At 48.3% G+C, this 20,548-nt stretch carries 14 protein-coding genes; 2 read left to right on the forward strand and 12 right to left on the reverse strand.

Features of this window, described 5'->3' with window-relative positions:
• Nucleotides 1-6: 6 nt before the first annotated feature.
• A complete protein-coding gene (locus ACFOET_RS01130) occupies nucleotides 7-846 on the forward strand; it encodes a prephenate dehydrogenase (protein ID WP_379018695.1) in 840 nt (279 codons plus the stop codon).
• Between the two features lie 72 nt (nucleotides 847-918).
• Here the strand turns inward: ACFOET_RS01130 and ACFOET_RS01135 are convergent, their stop codons facing one another.
• The 5 genes from ACFOET_RS01135 to ACFOET_RS01155 form a co-directional block, all read right to left on the reverse strand.
• Nucleotides 919-2,862 (reverse strand): OmpA family protein, encoded by a 1,944-nt coding sequence (locus tag ACFOET_RS01135; protein WP_379018697.1) that lies wholly within the window; start codon nucleotides 2,860-2,862, stop codon nucleotides 919-921.
• Between the two features lie 19 nt (nucleotides 2,863-2,881).
• On the reverse strand, nucleotides 2,882-3,892 hold the full coding sequence (locus ACFOET_RS01140; RefSeq protein WP_379018699.1) for a PorP/SprF family type IX secretion system membrane protein: 1,011 nt from the start codon (nucleotides 3,890-3,892) through the stop codon (nucleotides 2,882-2,884).
• Between the two features lie 84 nt (nucleotides 3,893-3,976).
• Entirely contained in the window at nucleotides 3,977-9,844 is a 5,868-nt protein-coding gene (locus ACFOET_RS01145; protein ID WP_379018701.1) for a DUF7927 domain-containing protein, read from the reverse strand.
• A gap of 28 nt (nucleotides 9,845-9,872) precedes the next feature.
• Nucleotides 9,873-10,385 (reverse strand): hypothetical protein, encoded by a 513-nt coding sequence (locus tag ACFOET_RS01150; protein WP_379018703.1) that lies wholly within the window; start codon nucleotides 10,383-10,385, stop codon nucleotides 9,873-9,875.
• Nucleotides 10,386-10,655: 270 nt separating this feature from the next.
• Nucleotides 10,656-11,300 carry a LuxR C-terminal-related transcriptional regulator gene (locus tag ACFOET_RS01155; protein WP_379018705.1) on the reverse strand — a complete coding sequence of 215 codons (645 nt, stop codon included), beginning with the start codon at nucleotides 11,298-11,300 and terminating at the stop codon, nucleotides 10,656-10,658.
• A gap of 181 nt (nucleotides 11,301-11,481) precedes the next feature.
• On the opposite strand from ACFOET_RS01155, the gene ACFOET_RS01160 reads away from it, so the two are divergent.
• Nucleotides 11,482-12,372, forward strand: coding sequence for a M20/M25/M40 family metallo-hydrolase (locus ACFOET_RS01160; protein WP_379018707.1), 891 nt, complete (start codon nucleotides 11,482-11,484; stop codon nucleotides 12,370-12,372).
• 17 nt (nucleotides 12,373-12,389) lie between these two features.
• Here the strand turns inward: ACFOET_RS01160 and ACFOET_RS01165 are convergent, their stop codons facing one another.
• The 7 genes from ACFOET_RS01165 to ACFOET_RS01195 all read right to left on the reverse strand — a co-directional run bounded on the left by ACFOET_RS01165 (nucleotide 12,390) and on the right by ACFOET_RS01195 (nucleotide 20,521).
• Nucleotides 12,390-12,959 (reverse strand): gluconate 2-dehydrogenase subunit 3 family protein, encoded by a 570-nt coding sequence (locus tag ACFOET_RS01165; RefSeq protein WP_379018709.1) that lies wholly within the window; start codon nucleotides 12,957-12,959, stop codon nucleotides 12,390-12,392.
• Between the two features lie 154 nt (nucleotides 12,960-13,113).
• The gene (locus ACFOET_RS01170; protein ID WP_379018711.1) at nucleotides 13,114-14,793 is read right to left on the reverse strand and encodes a GMC oxidoreductase; all 1,680 of its coding nucleotides are present in this window, start codon (nucleotides 14,791-14,793) and stop codon (nucleotides 13,114-13,116) included.
• A gap of 108 nt (nucleotides 14,794-14,901) precedes the next feature.
• The gene (locus ACFOET_RS01175) at nucleotides 14,902-16,158 is read right to left on the reverse strand and encodes a nucleoside permease (protein WP_379018713.1); all 1,257 of its coding nucleotides are present in this window, start codon (nucleotides 16,156-16,158) and stop codon (nucleotides 14,902-14,904) included.
• A gap of 91 nt (nucleotides 16,159-16,249) precedes the next feature.
• Nucleotides 16,250-17,170, reverse strand: a complete 921-nt coding sequence (locus ACFOET_RS01180) for a hydroxypyruvate isomerase family protein (protein WP_379018715.1) — start codon at nucleotides 17,168-17,170, stop codon at nucleotides 16,250-16,252.
• Between the two features lies 1 nt (nucleotide 17,171).
• Entirely contained in the window at nucleotides 17,172-18,182 is a 1,011-nt protein-coding gene (locus ACFOET_RS01185; RefSeq protein WP_379018717.1) for an FAD:protein FMN transferase, read from the reverse strand.
• Between the two features lie 23 nt (nucleotides 18,183-18,205).
• On the reverse strand, nucleotides 18,206-19,525 hold the full coding sequence (locus ACFOET_RS01190) for a Gfo/Idh/MocA family protein (RefSeq protein WP_379018719.1): 1,320 nt from the start codon (nucleotides 19,523-19,525) through the stop codon (nucleotides 18,206-18,208).
• A 33-nt stretch (nucleotides 19,526-19,558) separates the two neighbouring features.
• Complete coding sequence (locus tag ACFOET_RS01195; protein ID WP_379018721.1) at nucleotides 19,559-20,521, reverse strand: formylglycine-generating enzyme family protein; 963 nt, start codon at nucleotides 20,519-20,521, stop codon at nucleotides 19,559-19,561.
• Between the last annotated feature and the right edge of the window lie 27 nt (nucleotides 20,522-20,548).

Genomic DNA, 20,548 nt, shown 5'->3' on the forward strand with positions numbered 1-20,548 from the left:
ATACAAATGAATGTAGCTATTATCGGAGTGGGGCTTATCGGAGGCTCACTTGCCATCACCTTGCGGGAACAGAAAATCGCCACCCGGATTCTGGGAGTAGACAAAGATGAGAATAATTTAAAAAAGGCCGTTCAACTGGGCCTCATCCAAGAGGGCGTCGCACTTGAAAAGGCAGTCAAGGAAAGTGACATCGTATTCCTGACCGTTCCGGTGGACGCAATCCTGCATCTTCTGCCCCCCCTTCTCGATCGGGTTAGTAATCAGGTGATCGTCGACATGGGCTCGACAAAGAAGACCATTTTGCATGCGGTATCAGATCATCCAAAACGTGGAAGACTGGTGGCAGCCCACCCAATGGCAGGCACAGAACACTCCGGCCCGGAGGCTGCCATTCCGAATCTGTTTAAAGGCAAGATGATGGTGTACGTCGACGCAATGAACAGTGATGAGGATGCATTTGAAGCCGTAGACGCAATTATCGAGCAACTGGAAATGCATACCACATTTATGAGCGCAAATGAACATGACCTGCACACGGCATACGTATCTCATATTTCGCACGTCACATCTTTTGCGTTAGCACTGACCGTTTTGGAGAAAGAAAAGTCCCAAGGCCGTATTTTCGAGCTGGCCGGTTCAGGGTTCGAGTCGACTGTCAGGCTCGCGAAAAGCTCTCCGGATATGTGGACACCGATTTTCAGGCAAAATCGAGATAATGTATTAGAGGTACTACAGGAACACATCCGCCAACTTCAGCAAATCTATGATGTGTTGGATAGGGAAGATTATGATCTTTTTTACAAGTTAATCAAAAAGTCAAATAAGATCAGACGCATTTTAAGGTAAAGCGCTCTGTTCTTTTAAAGCACAAAGGGCAGCCGCTTCGGCTGCCCTTTGATTTTTAGGTCAATATGAATATTAGTATGCCAATACGGTGATCTCTGTCCGCCGGTTGGCTTGATGCTCTTCACGCGAGCACGGTACGCCGTCGGCACAGTGATTTACCAGCCGCGTTTCTCCATAACCTTTGGCCACCATGCGCTCGCGTGCGATGCCGCGGCTTACCAGGTAGTCAACCGCTGACTGTGCCCGCCGTTGCGACAGTCCTTCGTTGTATGCATGGCTGCCGCGGCTATCGGTATGGCTGGAAAGCTCGATTTTCAACGTTGGGTTGTCTCGCAAGGTGCGAACCAGTTCATCCAATACGGCTGCTGCATCCGGACGAATGTTGTGTTTATCGAAATCATAATAGATATTCTCTAATTCAAATGTCTTCCCCACTGTAAAAATCGGTTCAAGTAAAAGCGCGACTTCCAGGGTATCCGACTGGGTAATTCCCCGAGTACTGACTTTAGCTGAGTCGGCATGGTAACCTTCTTTCTGTCCCAAAACGGTATAATCACGGTCGCGATCGAGCACGAACTCGAACGTACCCGCATCACTGCTGTTCTTTTTTGCGACGATCGTCCGAACGCCATCGTAAAGCGTTACAGCTGTCGCAGGTAACCGTTCGCCAGATGCCTTGTCAGCTGTAGTACCGCTAAGGATAATGATGATTTTCGGCTTTTCTAATGAAAACGAGTAGATATCATCTCCACCTTTCCCTCCACGCCGATCTGAGGACAGGAACCCACGGTAAGCAGCCTCGTCCTCACGATATATCAGGTAGGCAAAATCGTCGGAAGCACTGTTAATTGGATACCTAAGATTTTCCGGTTTGCTCCATTGCGCTCTGTCCCCCGACGCACGGAATATGTCCAATCCGCCCATTCCAGCGAATCCATCACTCGCATAATACAACGTACCATCAGGCGCTATGTTGGGGAATAATTCGTCCCCTGCACTGTTAATTGTTGCTCCCGCATTTACCGGGCTTCCCCATGTCCCATCAGCCTGCCGTTCACTGTACCAAATATCCGTGCCGCCGTGACCACCGGGCATGTCACTTGAAAAGTAAAGCACATGCTCATCAGGTGACAACACGGCATGCCCTACAGAATATTCCTTTGCATTGTTATAGGCAAAGGGCTCTTCTACCCAGACGCCGCTTTCTAAGCGGTAGATGAAAAGTTCCAATGTATGGGTAGTAAACCGGCGTTTCCCTTCTTTTTGCCGCATGCCGTCCTTGCCTGTGTGTGTGCGTGTCACGTAAAGGGTATTGCCGTCTTTCGCTGCTGAAACTGGTCCGACATGGTATTTTTCACTGTTGATGCGCTCGGTAAGCGATGGTGTACCGAGTGTGCCGGCTGAAGACAACGGCGCGGTGTAAACGCGCAAAAATGCATTGCCGGTCCAACCATAGGTATCATTTAAAGACTGACCGGTCGGCTCTCCGGTATAGTATACCTCATCCCCTACCGGGAAAACCGAAAATTCCGAATTGGCCGTATTTACGTCGGCTTCGTTGCGGAGGTTGTGTGAAGTGGGTGACGCCATCCAGCGTATCGCGGAATCACATCCGGCCAATTGCACAGCTACGTCTGACGCATTGCCTGTCTTTGCGGCGTAAGCTTCCAGTTGACGCTTCGCTTCAGCATATTTGCCATTGACTTTGAGGACTTCTCCGTATCGGAGTAGGTTACCTGGAGAACTCTCATCTTGCTCAACAACCCGTGCATACCAATTCTCAGCCGCCTCATAATCCTTCATTTTCCAATAACTATCTGCTAAGCGTTCCAGGTCCTGCAAGCGCGGTTTACGTGTATCGACAAGTTTCACATATAATTTCGCTGCATTCGCGTACTCGTAGCGTCTGTATAACTCATCCGCCCGGTCTCGTAAGCTGGGTTGCTCCTGTGCGACACTGATATCGATGAACGACATCAGCGCGGCTATTACTATTACTAGGTAATTCTTTTTCATATTTATGACAATTGTAAGCTTAGAAAAACCTCGGACTTAAAATACGCTGTCCTTTCGCGCCAAACGTTATTCCCAACGTCACCTCGTGCGATCCGTTCTGAACATTCGAAAGCCTGCTTACGATGTAATCGTATGAGTAACCGATCCGCAGCGCATCGGTAACGTATAGCTGCGTGACTGCAGAGAATGAATTACGACCGCTGAGGCTATTTCCGCTCACCCGGTTATACGTCCGTTCGAAAACCGTCACGCCGGTACGCCATCCTGCGCCGAGCCAAAATCGCTCGCCGAATATAAACATTGCATTCAGATCCAAACTCGTAGGCCCTTGAAAATCTTCCTTTACCAACAAGCTCGGGCGGAGCTTCAATCCCTGCGAAAGGTCGAACAATGCGCCGCCGATAAAATAAAGGTGCCGCTTACGCCGTATGTTATCCGTGGTTGTATTGTCCCAGCGGAAGATATTGTTGCTTTGATCGCCCGAAAGCAGGTCCATTAGAGATACCCCTGCGTACCACCTCGGATTGTAGTAGTAGACGCCAAAACGGATGTCGGGCACCCAATTGCTGATTTTTCCGGCTGGGACAACCTGGTCGCTGCCGTCTATGGGATCCAATATTGCGCCGTCCAGACTATACTGTGTTACACCAGCGCCGATACCGAAACTTAGCCGCTGAGTATCTTCTTCATTCAACCGAAGACGGAATGCGTAATTAGCGTATGCTGACGTTGCCGATTGCGGCCCCAGTTTATCCGCCGTGATCTGAAGTCCTACGCCGTGCCGTTTGTTCAACGGATCTACGATACCATCAATAGATAGCAAACCCGTTTGAGGCGCGCCTTCAAGCCCCACCCATTGGCTACGTAAACCCAATTGCCCAAACCACTCCTCCTTATACCCGGTATAAGCCGGGTTTACGCTCATCGAGTTAAAAATGTATTGCGTGAATTGGATGTTTTGTTGGGCGCGCGCCTGCCACACCATCCCCATGCCGATCACCAATACCGCTGATTTTATGATATGCTTCATAGTTATTGTTTTGGAGTTTACACCCAGCCTCAATGTTGAGGCTGGGATATACTGTCCTGATTGCAGATTAAATATTTTTTTAAGTTATTGGCGTTTAATTAACACCCATCCAGCATGCCTTTCCTGCCGGCCACCCTCATGTAAAATAATCACATAGTAGTAGGTACCTTCGTTCAGGCCTTGACCATCCCAATTGTTCCGGTAGTTACTGTTCCGGTACACTTCATTTCCCCAGCGATTCACTACCGTGATTTCCACGCGATCGAAGGCTTCGAGCCCTACGATTTCGAACACATCGTTCCGGCCGTCGCCATTTGGCGTAAATACATTTGGTATCTTGAATGGCCGGGTACCGACGGTGACTGAAATGTTGGCTACATTAGACACCAGTCCATTCTCATCACTTACTTCATAGTGGACGGTGCTTGTACCGGTAAAACCATCAGCGGGCGTAAAGGTTACAATGCCCTGGGCATTTACTTCGTATCGCCCTTCCCCTGGAATGGTAACTGTGCTAACGCGATTGCCGTTCGCGTCCAATAACCGAACTGTGGACGGTGCAATCGGGCTACTTCCCGGCTGGTCGTTGTTCAGTACTGCTATGGTGACAGGTTGGCCGTATTGGGTTGTTGCATGATCATCTACTGCTGTCGGCGCCACTTCAGCGGCTACGCCTTCGACAGTTACCGAGATAGTGGCCTCATTTGATTCCAATCCGTTTTCGTCTTTTACGGTATAATTGACCGTACTCGTTCCTACATAACCGGCTTCGGGAGTGAACACTACGTTTCCGTCCGCGCCGACGGCATATACCCCTTCTCCTTCAATGGCTACGGACATCACCTTATCGCCGGTAAGTGGATCAACTAACCGAACTGATGCCGGAACGATCGGGCTGTTTCCAGCTTCATCATTGTCAATCACTATTATTGTTACTGGTTCTCCTTGCTCCGTATCTGCCTCGTCGTTGTGGGCGACAGGTCCGGTAATCACCGGAATTTCAGGAGATTCAGGGTGTTCTACCTCTGGATTCTCCGGGGTACCTCCAGTGACCGTGGCGATGTTTCGGATAACTTCTGTGCCTTCCAGATCTGCTATTACTTGCACCTCGAAGCTTACAGAGACTTCCTGACCATAACCGACGTTAATGAGCCAAGTGAGTTTACCGTTACTAAATGTCGCGTTGTGGGTGGCGCTGCCCGCTACGTATGTAGTATATGCAGGGATTTCATCCTCAATGGTAATACCGTTGTAATCTTCCGTGCCGGTATTTCTAACGGTAATTGTGTATAAAAGCTCCTCGCCGGCCTGTGCTTTTCCGTCGCCAGTTGCATCGGATACCGTTTTGCTTGATTCGAATCGCCTGTCTGAAGTAACAGGTGTCTCCACTTCCGGCTCTTCCGGCGTCTCCGGATCGTCGCCCGTAACCACAGCGACATTGCGGATCGCTTCCACGCCCGTCAGGTTTTCAGCTACAACTACCGTGAAGCTAACCGCACGGCTCTCGCCGAATGGCACATCGACCGTCCAGCTAAGTGTGTTGCCGCTTATGGCCGCACCGGCGCTTGCGCTGCCTTCCTTATAGACCGTGTTCGCAGGTATTGCGTCCTCGATGGCGATGCCCTCGTAGTCCACATCTCCCGTGTTGGTCACCGTGATCGTGTAAGTCAGCTCATCGCCCGCGCTCACCGACTGCTTGTCGGCAGCCTTGGACGAGGTGAATGATTTCACACGGTCCGTAGGCGTCTCCACTTCCGGCTCTTCCGGCGTCTCCGGATCGTCGCCCGTAACCACAGCGACATTGCGGATCGCTTCCACGCCCGTCAGGTTTTCAGCTACAACTACCGTGAAGCTAACCGCACGGCTCTCGCCAAACGGCACATCGACCGTCCAGCTAAGTGTGTTGCCGCTTATGGCCGCACCGGCGCTTGCGCTGCCTTCCTTATAGACCGTGTTCGCAGGTATTGCGTCCTCGATGGCGATGCCCCCGTAGTCCACATCTCCCGTGTTGGTCACCGTGATCGTGTAAGTCAGCTCGTCGCCCGCGCTCACCGACTGCTTGTCGGCAGCCTTGGACGAGGTGAATGATTTCACCGGGTCCGTATCGATATCTACCGCCGGCGTCTGTGGAGTTTCGATGACCTCACCGGTTACAACCGCTATATTCTGAATTACTGAGACGCCTGTTAAGTTATCAACCACCTCAACAATGAACGACACAGAAATTTCCGTACCGGCCGGGACAACTAGATCATTCCAAGTAATTTCATTAGCAGCAGCGGCATAATTTCCACCAGTTGTGTTGCTTAGATATACTGTATGAGCGGGTATCTGATCTACGATATTTACCGTAACATCCCGATCAAAAGTGTTATTTACCGCAATTGTATAGGTTAATTGTTCCCCAGCATTCGCCAGTCCGTCGCCGTTTGCATCAGTAACGTCTTTTCTGGAAGTAATTGCACAATCGTTATTGATCGTGACCAGAACTGCATTCGAATACGCTGTACATTCCACGCCATTTAAGATTGAGGTGGCTATACGGCGGAACGAAGTTGTCTGTGTGAGTGTAGACGGCGAATGTTGCTCGCCTGAAACAGCTGGAATAGGGCTCCAGGTTGTGCCATCGTCGATACTGGATTCCCAGCGATAGACGATATCACCGGAACCGGTTCCAGGAGTCAAAGAGGTTATTATCGCAGGTGTTGTTCCCAGACAAACCGTTTGACTTCCAGAAATTTCACCGCCATCGATCGAATTCAATAAGACCGTAACGGCCAGGCGTTCGACGCTTTCACAGCCATCTACCGTTTGTGTGCCATAATAGGTGACCCCATCGATTAAAACGGTCGCCACATCGAGCGGGTCACCGCCCGTTTCGACGTCGTACCATTTGATATCGGTACCTTCAACAATCAGGTCGCCGACCGTCGGCACATCGATTTGACAAAACTCCTGCGTGACCTTGTCCGTCGTAGGGGCCGGAATACTCGTCACCGTCACCGTTACCTCGTTTGAGACAACTTCACAATCGCCCTTGCCCGATACAATGACCCGAAGGCGTCCACCGTTGAAAATCGTGTCCGCATTTGCGAGCGTAGCTGTAGGTCCATCTATGGTTACCTCAGGAAACGGTGTACCGCTTGTTAGGTTCTGCCAGGCGCCTTCATTACTATCATAATACTGCCACGTGTAGCTAAGCTCCTCGCCCGCAGCGGTAACGGAAACCGATCCCGTCTCCCCTTCGCAAATCGTTATATCGATCGGTTGATCGATGATTTCAGGCCTGGGGTGTATGGTGATCGTAAGCGGTACGCGCTCTCCGATACATGTGGGTGTACCTTGAGCAACCCAATAAGTGATTACGCCAGGTTCATCGGTGGAAGGCCGAACAGACCCGTCAATCGGCGAAGTAGCCGTTTCTGTCTCGTAGAAGAACAGCTGATATCCCTCCGACGTAACCTCTGCCATTTCATTCAATAGCGACGCTTCATCTCCCACACAATAGTTTGGGTCGGTGATTTCCGGCGTACCCGAGATACTCATAACCGCTATCTTAAATATGAAATAGCAGGTGCTTCCCTCACCACGCGGTGGAATGCCGTAATATGTAACCTCAGACCCGGGCGTTCCAGTGAACGGATTATCGTTGTTGTACTCTGTGCCTATTCCTTGAAAAGTCTCCGGATCTATGTCCGAATAGAACCGCGTTCCTGCCGGGAATTGATTACGGATGATGGATACCGGTATTTCACCGTCTACTACTTCGCTTTCACAAAACAAAATCGTTCTGTTCTCGAATTCATTTCCAGCGCATTCCGCCCCCGGGTTCACTTTTATGGGGGTCGGCGAAGTAATCGGCGAGTTCTCACAACTCGCGCCGCCGTTGGTCTTTCCAAAGATAAAGTTACCAGCGTCACCTAAACTCGCACCCGAATTTGCCCCAGTACCGCTAACGCTTCCGTCAACAATTACATAAGCCGGACAGCCGCTATTTGTCAAGATGTAACAGTCATCGGTAACCCGTACGTTATATGTAAGTGTTGCCAATACTGCATTAGGATCCGCCAGCTTCGGTAGCACGCCGAGATCCCAAGTCAATATTCCGGTTAATGGATTAAAGGATGGCTCTCCACTCGGCACAAGTCCATTATGGCCTACACCAGCGCTGGAAACATACGTTCCGGTATAAGGCATAGGGATATTAACAACTGCATTGTTGATTGGCTCCGCACCTGTATTCTTGATCGTCAATGTAAACGTCAGCTCCTCATTCGGATTCAGCTCTAAGCTGGGACTATGTTGATCGGGAACCGGAACGCCATCAACAGCGGTCAAGGTATTCTCTGGCTCTACCTCAGGGATATAGGCATCCACAGCAAACGTTATATTATATATAATATACGTATCCTGGTTGGTTCCGTACCGAAACTTGGTTCCGGTCTGGTTATTGCCGATAATTGCATTGTCGGTATTAGCAATATCAAACCGGGAGATATCCACACCCACATTGTTTGTCAGTGTTGGATTTCGGGGATTATCACCGGTAAAAATTGATGAATTGAAAAAGTTATATTCAGGTTTTCCGGCATGGCTCAACCGTTCCCAAGTGGGGCTCGCATTCATGTATGTCGCCGCCGTGGCTATCTCGAAATAGTCCGGCGCAGATGGCTCACCAATATTTCGATCACCTTCGCCCGCCATGATTCCCAGCGTAACGTTTACAGGTCCATTTTCAACAGCTTGAAATCCTTGCAGATCTATGGTATAGTCTTCGGTAACACTTCCCGCTACATAGGCAAAGCCATCAAAAATGGTGACATCCCGCCACTTCATCGTTGGATTTTCATAAATGACTACCATTCCCCAGCCGCCGTAGTAACCGGCCGCCCCACCATGTCCTTCGAAAAGTGCTAGATCCGCAACGGTGTATTCACCGAACCGATTGTTTTTGACATAATCCGTAATTTCAACGTAGCCAGCATACATCTGGTTATTGTCTTCACCAGAAATATTATTATACCGGATATCGTTTACATTCGCCTCGAATTCGGTATATTGACTTGCGCCCGGACCTTTTATTTTGACCTTTCGCTTACTCAAATATACCGGCACCTCGTTTTCAACTTCATACTTGCCGGTGACCGATATACGCAACGAGGAACTGTTGCGATAAGCAATCTGATCGAGTGATAACTTGGCCCCATTGGCACCACCGTCAAAAATAACAAAAGGCACGTCGAGGGTCTGAGTGATCCCGTCATCACTGCTCTGTTGCCCGTCCGCAGGGATTAGCCAAGTACCTGTCGTTCCCAACCGATAGGTAATGGGACTGCCTCGGTGCTTTTCCCTTTTGAATTGAACGGTCGGCTGCCCGGGAACGGTCGAGGAAAACGTATAGATCCTTTCATCTCCGTTTTCGCTGATCGCAAAACGGTAATTGGTATAGGCAATAGCACGCGTATAGTTGCCAATAGTTTGATTGTGATGATTGGCAGGAATGTCATTGTATGAATACTCGATCTTGGAGGATGACCTCACGTTCATATCATCTGTATTGGCCCGTCCACTCCAATACAAACCCGCAAACACAATGTTGGTGCAATTTGGATCTATGCCTGCCGGCAACTGCAACGTTGCAGCAGATGAATTTATCATGTTGCCGTCGACATTGACAAATTTCATTCGCTGGTTACTGTTGTCGCCATCTGTTTCGTCCGTGCGCCGCATATTGGTATTGCCGATCATCGCAAAATCACCCTTGACATTATAGATTTTTTTAATCGGCTGGCCATTGACCAAGTTGTCCGGGTGGTTGGATGGACGCTGGGTAAACGGTTTTCTGACCTGGGCAGCAGCCCCGTCCGGGAAGGCAAACGAACCTAAAAGTAACAAGAGTACACCAATAAATATCGTTCGCTGCTGGTTAAAAGCTCTGTAAATATTCTCCATGAGAAGTAGGTTAGTTATTATTATCGGCTTAGTTGGCCTGGATTACTGACTTATAAAGTATGGAATACGATTCATCTCCGGTAAGGTCCTTTACGCTGCTCCTTGCCAGCCGCTCAGCAACCGCATCACCGTTGGCTACAAACACCACAAATTTCAATAATGGGAAATTTGCCAAGTCGTGAGCAGAAATCGAGTATGAACCGTTAGCTCCTACGCTTGCAAAGTTTATAACCACCATACTGACAAACGGTCCATCCACGTTCGAAAGCACAGGTAACCTTGTGGCATCAACATGGATTACCTTCGTCCGCCCCTTGCCCACCTGAATGGGTTCAGATTTATCTGAACGGTAAAAAACACTTGCATTCGAATCGTAGTAAAGGCTTCGTAACTCTTCACCTTCCTCTTCAGTTAGTTGAGTGATTTGTTTGTCCAATTCGGCAACCTCAACTTGCTGAGATTTGGCATCAATGCTCAATCCCAATACCAGTGCTAAAGTTAATACACGCCCTATCATGCGGTTAAACGTTGACGTATCCATATGACCTTTTGTAATTTTAAGACTGGGGACCACCCCATTCTTGGCAATGTTAAAAATGCTTGAATTCACGCTTTCCAATAATTTGATAATAGATGTAAATCAATTCTGCAGCACAAAAAGAACGAATAGGTTGATGAACGTCAATTCGGTGTACACAAACGACAAGAAAACGTGTGTGAACAGAAAGATATGTAGTATAAAGCCTACAATATCTTCATCAAAACACTAGAAAGGATGGGTATTTAGCAAACAAAGGTGGCCGTACTCAAATCACTTATAAATTTTCCATACGGCAATAAGATCTGATAGCGTCTTGACGCCCACCTTCTCGAATATCCGCTTTTTATAGGTGCTAATGGTCGTATCTCTAAGGCCGATCTTTTTGCTGATTTCCGTAAGCGTGGTTCCCTTGACCAGTAGTTCGGCAATCTGGGCTTCTCGTTGGGATAGAGTGTCGGACAAATTGGATTTGACGAATTCATTTGACGTCTCCTCAATTTTATCCCTTTTATACACTTCTGTTTCGCCATCAAGGGCGATTTTAATTGCCTCTACGATACTATCGATGTCGGCATTCTTGGCCAGGTATCCGTTGGTCCCAAAAGCAATGTATTTGGGGCCATATATCGCCTCATCAAGCTCTGAAAAAATCAGTATACGAGTTTTGGGACTTAATGATTTAATGTGTTCGACTACACCCAATAGATGGGTGCTGTCAGCGATCTCCGCATCTAACACTACCAGGTCGTATTCTTTCTTCGGTAAGTCGTTAAGTGTTTCCTGAAAGTTCCGTGCTTCACCAATTATTGACATTGGAAAATACTTTTCCAATAGCCACTTCATTGCGACCCCGATAATCTCGTGGCTGTAGGTCAAAAAAATATTTCGTTGTATATTTGCTAAGCTATTTCCCATTGTATACTATGTCAGGCAAGGCGATTAAAAATTAATAAATCAGTGATTTAAATTTTTCTGGCTCTAAGTTAGGCGGTTAAACATCCAACGAAAAGTGAAAGCATGCAAACGGCAAAAAAATGTGTACGAACGACAACGTGGCAACCAAACCGCACCTTAAGAAATGCAAAAGAGACGGACAATGAAGGTTAAGATTTATATTGCTGCTTTTTTCTACTATGTAATCAGCTCGTGCGCCGCAGCTCAGCCGATAAACAGGGATACGTTGTTAAACGACATCCGAACATTATCATCCGCTGCATTTGCAGGCCGAAAGCCGGGCACCGAAGGGCATCAGAAGGCGATTGACTATATCACCGCCCGATTCCAAGCACTAAGCCTGAAGTCATTTCATGAAAGGTACATTGATCGGTTTGCAATAACAGACAGCCTAAAAGGCCACAACATCATCGGATGCATCCCCGGCAAACGCAAAGAAGCCATTGTCATCTCGGGGCATTATGACCATCTCGGTGAACGCGACGGCCAAATCTATTACGGAGCGGATGACAATGCCAGTGGGGTAGCAGCCTTGTTGGCCCTGGCTGCCTATTTTAGCGAGCACAGACCAAACCATACGCTGATCTTCGCGGCATTTGATGCCGAGGAAATGGGGCTGCGCGGTGCCAGGGCGTTTGTCCATGCGCCTCCGATTCCCCTTGAGCACATCGTGCTGAACGTCAATTTGGACATGGTGAGCCGCAGTGACCGCAACGAACTGTATGCCTGCGGCACCTATCATTATCCGTTTTTAATACCTTTCGTCTCCTATGAAAACCCTGCTGTCATGCTGAAAACAGGGCACGACAGACCCGGCAGTGGTAGCGATGACTGGACTATGCAAAGTGATCACGCAGTATTCCATCAGGCGGGTATTCCATTTATATACTTCGGTGTGGAGGACCATGCAGACTATCATACGCCGAATGACACCTATGAACGTATCCAACCCGACTTTTTTTACAACGCGGTATTGGCGGTTTTAGAGGTATTGAAGAAAGTAGACCGTGAAGCGGTAATAAGCAATAGGTAGAACAGAGAGTCCCTGTTCTACGTAGCCCATGCTTTGTCTCCTTTTTTGTAAGGGTAGTCCCCAATATATTTGCCCGGCACCTGTACGTATCGCAGCGCCTTAGTTGCGCCCAGTTCTGAGGTAAAAAAACCTAATAGCGTTAGCTGTTTAAACAAATGGAAATAATGGTCCGGATCATCTCCGGCTTTTTCGCGCTGATATGTTTTAGCCTCTCTATCGATTTCCGCCAATAATGCGGTGCGCTCTTCGGCATTTAATGCCTGAAATCCGCGGCCGAACTTTTCTTCCGCTGCATTTTCCAGCTTGTCAAGCCCATTGATGAACGTTTTCTGTTCTTCATCTGTGTAACAATCTTTGACCATCACCGGGATAAAAGCCCCTACCCCTGCCTCTTTCGCACCTGGACTACTTGTCGGTGGTAGAATGGTATCTGCCACATCGCCGAGAAAATCCACGGTAGCTGGCTCAAACAAACCTTCGACATCCTTTGCGGCCTTCCGTGTACACCCCTCTAAGAATAGATTGGCACCAACAACGGCTCCCCCCATGATCCAAGCTACCCTTGCCAAAGCTTCTCTTCTGTTCATGTTATCGTATTTTAATTTTTTTATTGTCAATTAAAGTCGGCCATCCGACTTTCTGCCTTGTGTCGTGGCAACGTTTTACCGGAGCTCCGCCCATTCGCCGCCGATGTAATCACGCCGGCTATTACAGCGAAACGACAAACCCTGTGTTTCCTGCTCATAAATTTCCACTTTTCAACTCCGCTACGGCAAAGTTAACGGCACGGGCTGTCAAAGCCATATACGTGAGCGAAGGGTTTACGCATGCCCCGGATGTCATACAGGCGCCATCAGTAACAAACACATTTAACGCGTCCCATACCTGATTATTTCCGTTGAGCACAGAGGTTTTGGGGTCTCTTCCCATTCGCGCTGTGCCCATCTCGTGGATACCCTGTCCAAAACCATAACCATTGTCATAGGTGCTCACGTCTTTCACTCCGGCCACTTCCAGCATTTCCGCACAATCGTCCATCATGTCTTTTCGCATCTTCATTTCGTTCTCTTTGATTTCCATATCCATAGCTAAGACAGGCAGACCCCATTTGTCTTTTACGTTCTTGTCTAGGAAGATCCGATTTTCGTGATACGGCAATATCTCTCCGAACGCCGTGAAACCAACCGACCATTCGCCTGGTTCACACATGGCATCTTTCCACGCACCTCCAATACTCATTTCAGCAACTTCTCCGCTCCAACGCCCACGGCTCGCCGCTCCCTGATAGCCAAAGCCACGGATATAATCTCGCTTGTCATCCCCGACGTTGCGAAAACGTGGTATATACAACCCTGTAGGCCTGCGTCCATAGTAGTATTTATCTTCATACCCTTCCATTCTTCCTCTAGCACCACAACGGAAATGATGGTCCATAGCATTGTGGCCAAGCTCGCCGCTGCTGCTTCCCAGTCCGCCGTCCCAAACGTCGGTTGCCGAATTCATCAGTATCCATGTAGAGTTGAAAGCGGACGCACAAACGAAAACGATTTTTGCAAAGTACTCATAAGTCTGGTTGGTTTCAGCGTCCAATACTTCAACACCCGTTGCTCTTTTTGTGTCTTTGTCATACAGAATACGTGTAACAATGGAAAAAGGACGAAGCGTAAGATTTCCCGTCGCCGCAGCAGCTGGCAACGTAGAGGATTGCGTACTGAAATATGCGCCGAAATTACATCCCAACCAGCATTGATTCTGGTATTGACAATTCACTCGACCTTCATGCGGCGTTGTAAGGTTAGCCACACGGCCCATAATGAAGTGTCTTTTTCCATTGTAATGTGCTTTGATTCGAGCCGCCAAATCCTTTTCTACCACATTCATCTCCATGGGCGGCAGAAAATCACCGTCGGGCAATACGTCCAATCCATCGCGATTGCCACTGATACCTGCCCATTTTTCGGCATAGCTGTACCATGGGGCAATATCTTTATACCGGATTGGCCAGTCCACCCCATGGCCATCCTTAGCGTTGGCTTCAAAATCCAGGTCACCTAACCGGTAACTTTGGCGCCCCCACATTAGCGACCGCCCCCCTACGTGATAGCCGCGATACCAATCGAAGCGCTTTATTTCTACGTAAGGGCTTTCCTTTTCATTAACCCAAAAATCGAGGTTTTTTTCGTTTAGTGGATAGTCTCTTCTCAATACCGGGTAATCTTCGATCATCTGTTGGGTACGCCCGCCGCGGTGAGGGAACTCCCACGGGTGCTTAGTCGAGGCATGATAATCCTTTACGTGCTCTACATTACGTCCGCGCTCCAACATGATGGTCTTTAGCCCCTTCTCGGTCAATTCTTTTGCAGCCCATCCCCCGCTTATCCCTGACCCGATCACGATCGCGTCATATACATTATCTGCCATATTTGTATTATTTAGTTTTTTCAGTTTATTTTTTCGTTACAAAGATTCCTGTTAAATGTTACCCTCTGCTTCTATGACCTCACTTTTGCTGATTTATTGCAGGAACACTCACGTCGTTTGCGCTTGAGTCTCAGCTTTTCCTACTTTTTCGTTTTTGAAGAGCAATGTGAAGATCAACAGCACCGCCACAGCAATACCGGCGGGGATAAGCCATACCTGCTGCCAGAACTCATTGATGCTTCCATCTCTCAGGCCATGGTAGTACTCACTCACGTACCCTGCCACCCAAAATCCTATCAGCTGTCCGACTCCGTAAGTGGCTAATGTGATCAACCCTTGAGCCGAGCTTTTATATCTTTCACCCGCCTTGGCATCGGTATATATCTGTCCGGAAACAAAAAAGAAGTCATAACATATGCCATGAAGAGCAATACCTATAAGAAGCATGAACGTGAGTTCGCCCGCGTCGCCATAGGAAAAGAGTACATATCGGACTACCCATGCTAACATCCCCACCATAATGGTTTTTTTGAATCCGAAACGGGTAAAGAACACAGGCAACAGCAAAAGGAAAAACGCCTCTGAAATCTGCCCAATTGCCATTTTTCCGGTAACATTTTCCATCCCCACTTCCGACAGGAACCTATTGGTAAGTTGGTAATAAAAGGCCAGGGGAATGCAAATCAAGATTGAGGAAATGAAGAAAACCAAAAAATTGCGGTTATTCAGCAGTTTGATTGCATCAAGACCCATTATCTCAGAGAGACTGCTTTTTTCAGCCGAAGTTCTTTTAGCCGGTGGAGTTTTAGGGAGCGTAAAACTAAATACGCCCAACACGAGGGACGCTCCCGCGGCCATCAGAAACGTGTTACTCAATAATCCCTGTGCGATACCCTCCTGCGAGTCCCATGCCAGGAAACTAATCGTTAACCCAGCGACAATCCATCCTATCGTGCCAAATACCCGGATACCCGAAAACGACTTCTCGGGGTTTGGCATCTGCCTAAACGAAACAGAATTGACCAAGGCAAGGGTAGGCATATAGACGATCATATAGGCCAACACATACGGATAGAACACCCCTACGTCTGGAGCTTGGTGCATCTGATACATCAAAAACGCGCCTATGAGGTGTAAAACCCCCAAAATGCGCTCGGCATTAAAATATCGATCAGCAATAAGGCCGATAATAAATGGCGCGATAATCGCACCCCATGACTGAGTAGAGAACACATTGGATATCTCTAAATCAGAAGCCTGCAAATTATTTGGCAGAAAATTTCCCAATGTCACAAACCATGCTCCCCAGATAAAAAACTCGAGAAACATCATAAAAGACAACTTGATTCTTATACTTATGTTCATAGTCGATACAAAAACGAAACAGTGAAAATGTTATTTATTCAGCGACGAATATGGGATATATTGGCGAATACTACAACTATATTAACATCATTTAAGCTAAAAAACTGTCTACTTCACGATAAGCAGCAATTAACTTCACCTCCCCTTCCTTGCCTTTGGTTGATTTGCCATGTTCCATGCCTACAACGCCTCGATAGCCTTTGTTATAGATGTGTTTAAATACGTTTCTATAATTGATTTCTCCCGTGGTAGGTTCGTGCCTGCCCGGATTATCGCCTACCTGAAAATACGCGATTTCATCCCAGCAACGGTCGATGTTGGCAATCAGATCGCCTTCGTTGCGCTGCATGTGGTATGCATCATATAATATTTTACATGACGGGCTGTTCACCCCTCTGCAAATAAGGTAAGTCTGGGTGGATGTTCGCAGGAAGAGATCCGGTGTATCACTCAACGGCTCCAACACCATCACGATACCATGAGGTTCGAGTATCTCTGCGCCACGCCTCAGCGCCTCAATGACGTTGGCCGTTTGGATATCCAACGGCAAGTTCCTGACGAAATCGCCAGGCACCACCGTTGTGAATTTGCCGCCACATCGCTTTGCAAGTTCTACTGCTTGGCGGCACCCCTTCAGAAAGATATCCACATGCTCCTGTTTTCCAGCTGCCAATGTGTTTGCACCGTTGCCTCCCTTATCCAGGACAAAGACACCCATGGTCATTCCCAATTTCGCCAGGAGGTTGCCTATACGCTCTTGTTCTTCGACAGTCCGCCGAGAAAAGCCATTGTCTTCGATACTTCTGAAGCCCTGGTCAAACATAAACTGAATTTGGTCAGTGATGTTTTTTCCCGCATGATTTTCGAATTGGCCGTGATGCGGACCATAGTTCAAGTTAAATGGTTTGTTTTCTTTTACATTTATCTCTCTTTCAAAAGCACTTACCGTTTTTCCGCTGACAACCGCCCCGGTTGCCAACAATGCGTTGCGAATAAATTGGCCTCTTTTCATGTTAGTTCAGATTATTTGTTTTGCTGGTGATCATATTGCTGAAACCCATACTCATCGTGTCTCTCACGTTCCCGCTTTCATCTATGTATAGCACGAAAACTTCCATACCATGGCGCCGGTTTACAAACGTTATCGCTTCATCCGCATTCATAGCCATGATGACATTGTCATAACCATCGGCTGTTACGGCATCCTTCGCATAAATGGTGGCGCTGATGATTTCCGTGTTAAACGGATATCCAGTTGTCGGACTGATATGGTGGGAAACCTTCCGGTTCCCGTCTCGCATATAGTTACGATAGCTACCTGCTGTGGTGATTGCGCCTTCAGTTATTTCCACCACATCATTGATGGCTAGCGGACCGCTGTCTCCGCTTGTTGGACGTTCTATTCCGATCCGCACCGGCGTACCGTCCGGCTTGGGCCCCTTTACCCGCAATTCACCACCCAATTCCACAACGTAATGGGTAATTCCCTTGCCTTCGAGGTAGTCCGCCAACACATCCACACTATACCCTTGCGCTACGCCGTTCATATCAAGTTGCACGCAGGGCTCCTTTTTCTCCAACAGTCGACCCTTTAACCGCAACTTATCCATTCCTACACAAGCCAAGGCCTTATCCACTTGGATACTGTCGGGAAAAAACTCAATCTCTGTTGTCCCAAACCCCCAAAGGTTGGTCAGCGGCGCTATAGTAATATCGAAAATCCCCTTACTGTCTTTGTGTATCGCCAACGATTTTGTGAATACCCGAAAAAAATGCTCGTCGATTGGATACTTTCCGCGGCCACCGGCATTGATCTTATTGATCAGGGAATAAGGCTTGTATAATGACATCGAGCTGTCAATTACGGCGAGGACGCTGTCTATCTCAGCCCGATGGACAAGTTTATCGTTAGCATAATAGGTAACCGTATAGGTAGTCCCTTGAGCTGTTCCTGATAAAACATACCGCTCCAATTCACCTTTTTTAATACCTGCCAGCAGCACAGGAAAGCCTATGCTTAGCATCCAAAATAACGATCTTTTTATCACTACAGCACCACTGTTTGGCCTGGAATGGCATAAGGGTAATAACCTTCCTCGTTGGGCAATACTTTCGGTAAGGCATCCCACGCGAATCGCTCAGGCATCAGGTCAATGTTTGACTTCAACGCATCGTCCCATTTGATTACCTGACCCGAATACGTAGCCAGTCTACCAATTATTCCTGTTAGCGTGCTATATGCACCGTATTCAGCGTCTTCGAATTTGTATTCTCCCTTGCTTATTGCGTCAAAGAGCTCCACATGTTCGTGCTGATAGGGATTGGGATTTCCGCGTTTTGGATGGCTGAACAGTTCATTCCCTTTATAGTCCCAAAGGGCGCCATCATTCCCAGCGGACAGGAAAACCCGACCTTTCGTACCCTGAAAGGTCTCATCCACCCTGTTGGAAGTTCCTTCAAAATGCCGGCATTGGCTATATATCACTGATCCATCAGCATAGGTAAGCTCCACCGAATGGTTATCGTAAATCTCGCCGTGCTCTTTGCCGGTCCGCCATGCGCGGCTGCCTGTGCCCTGAAACGACACCGGATAACTGCCTTTTACCCAATTTGCCACATCGAGCTGATGCACGTGCTGTTCGACGATGTGATCTCCGCACAGCCAGTTGAAATAGTACCAATTACGCATCTGGTATTCCATTTCGGTCTGTTCCTGCGTACGCGGCCGCACCCATACACCACCGCTGTTCCAGTAGACCTGGCCGGAAACAATATCACCGATCGCACCATCCTGAATACGTTTGATAGTTTCCCGGTAATTCGCTTGATAACGGCGCTGCAAACCAACGACCACATTTAACTTTTTCCGCTTGGCTTCTTCTGCCGCCGAAAGCACTTTACGTACGCCCGGCACATCCACAGCTACCGGCTTTTCCATGAACACATGCTTGCCCAGCCGGACGGCCTCTTCGAAATGTATTGGTCTAAAGCCTGGTGAGGTGGCCAGAATGACCACATCTGCCAACGGAATAGCTTGTTTGTATGCATCGAAGCCCACGAACTTACGATCTTCGGTAACATCCAGCTTATCTCCATGGCGCTCCGACAATTTGGTGTACGCCTCGTCCAGCCTGTCGCGGAACGCGTCCGCTAGTGCTACGATTCTTATGTTAGCCCCTGAAGCAATGGCGTCGAAAGCCGCCCCGGTGCCTCGGCCGCCGCAGCCCACAACGGCTACTTTGATCACATCGTCACCTTCTGCATACGCACCCATAAAAGGCATTCCACTCAGCACTGCGCTGCCTGCCAGCAATGCAGACGTCTTTAAAAATTCACGGCGTTGCTCGCCTACTCGTTTTGTATCCATCTGTTATGTTTTAGATCTATATTTTGGCGTGTATCAATAATCCTGAATTGGGGCTTTGTCATAATAAGCTAGGATTTCCTCTTCGGAAGGCACATTGACCGGCCTTACCAGTCGAATTCCGATAAAAGGTGCTTCGGGAAACCACCAATTGCTTTTAGGAATCTGAGGATCCATCTGCTTCCAAGAAGGGTCAGACGGCATACGTGCCGCCGATCGCAGATCGGCAGCCCCATCTTCGAATGACCCGCCGCGAATGCTGTGCGGATAGAGTTTCTCGGGTATTGCGACTGGATTGTTAGCAGTAATGCCGTCAAATTGCCGATAGAAATCCGCGACGTACTGATCATAAGTCCACTCGGCAACATTGCCATGCATGTCATAAAGCCCCCAAGCATTCGGTTGCTTTCCGCCCACTGGGTGAGTTTTAGCTCCGCTGTTTGCTTTATACCACGCATACTCGTCCAACTGTGATGGATCGTCCCCAAAGTGATATTCAGTGGTACTGCCGGCCCGGCAGGCGTATTCCCACTCCGCCTCTGTGGGGAGGCGGTAGAATACTCCGGTACGAACGTACAACCACTTGCAGAACTGGATGGCATTATATTGGGTCATACCCAATGCTGGGTGATTCTCCTTCCCCATTCCGAACGTCATATCTAGGTAGGGCTTTGTGGGTCGTGTCACCGCGTCCACTTCTGGAGCCACACTACCGCCGCTTCGTGACAACTCAAAGTCCTTGTACATGAATGGCTCGTATAGATCCCACGTCACTTCGTGGGTACTCATCCAGAATGGATCCAACTTTACTTGGTGTACAGGCCGTTCATCCGCCTTGCCTTGTTCGCTACCCCTGAGATATTCTCCGCCGGGAATCGGCTGCATGGTAAAAGCCAGGTTAGTGCCTTCAATATGCTGCGCATAAGGTTTGGAATCTTCTTGAGCGATGGCGATGTTCAGTAGAACTAAACTTACTAAAAATACAGACTTCACAGACATTTCAGCTATAATCAATAAAAATTGGTG

The organism is Parapedobacter deserti (assembly GCF_042646065.1).
GTDB classification, from domain to species: Bacteria; Bacteroidota; Bacteroidia; order Sphingobacteriales; family Sphingobacteriaceae; genus Parapedobacter; species Parapedobacter deserti.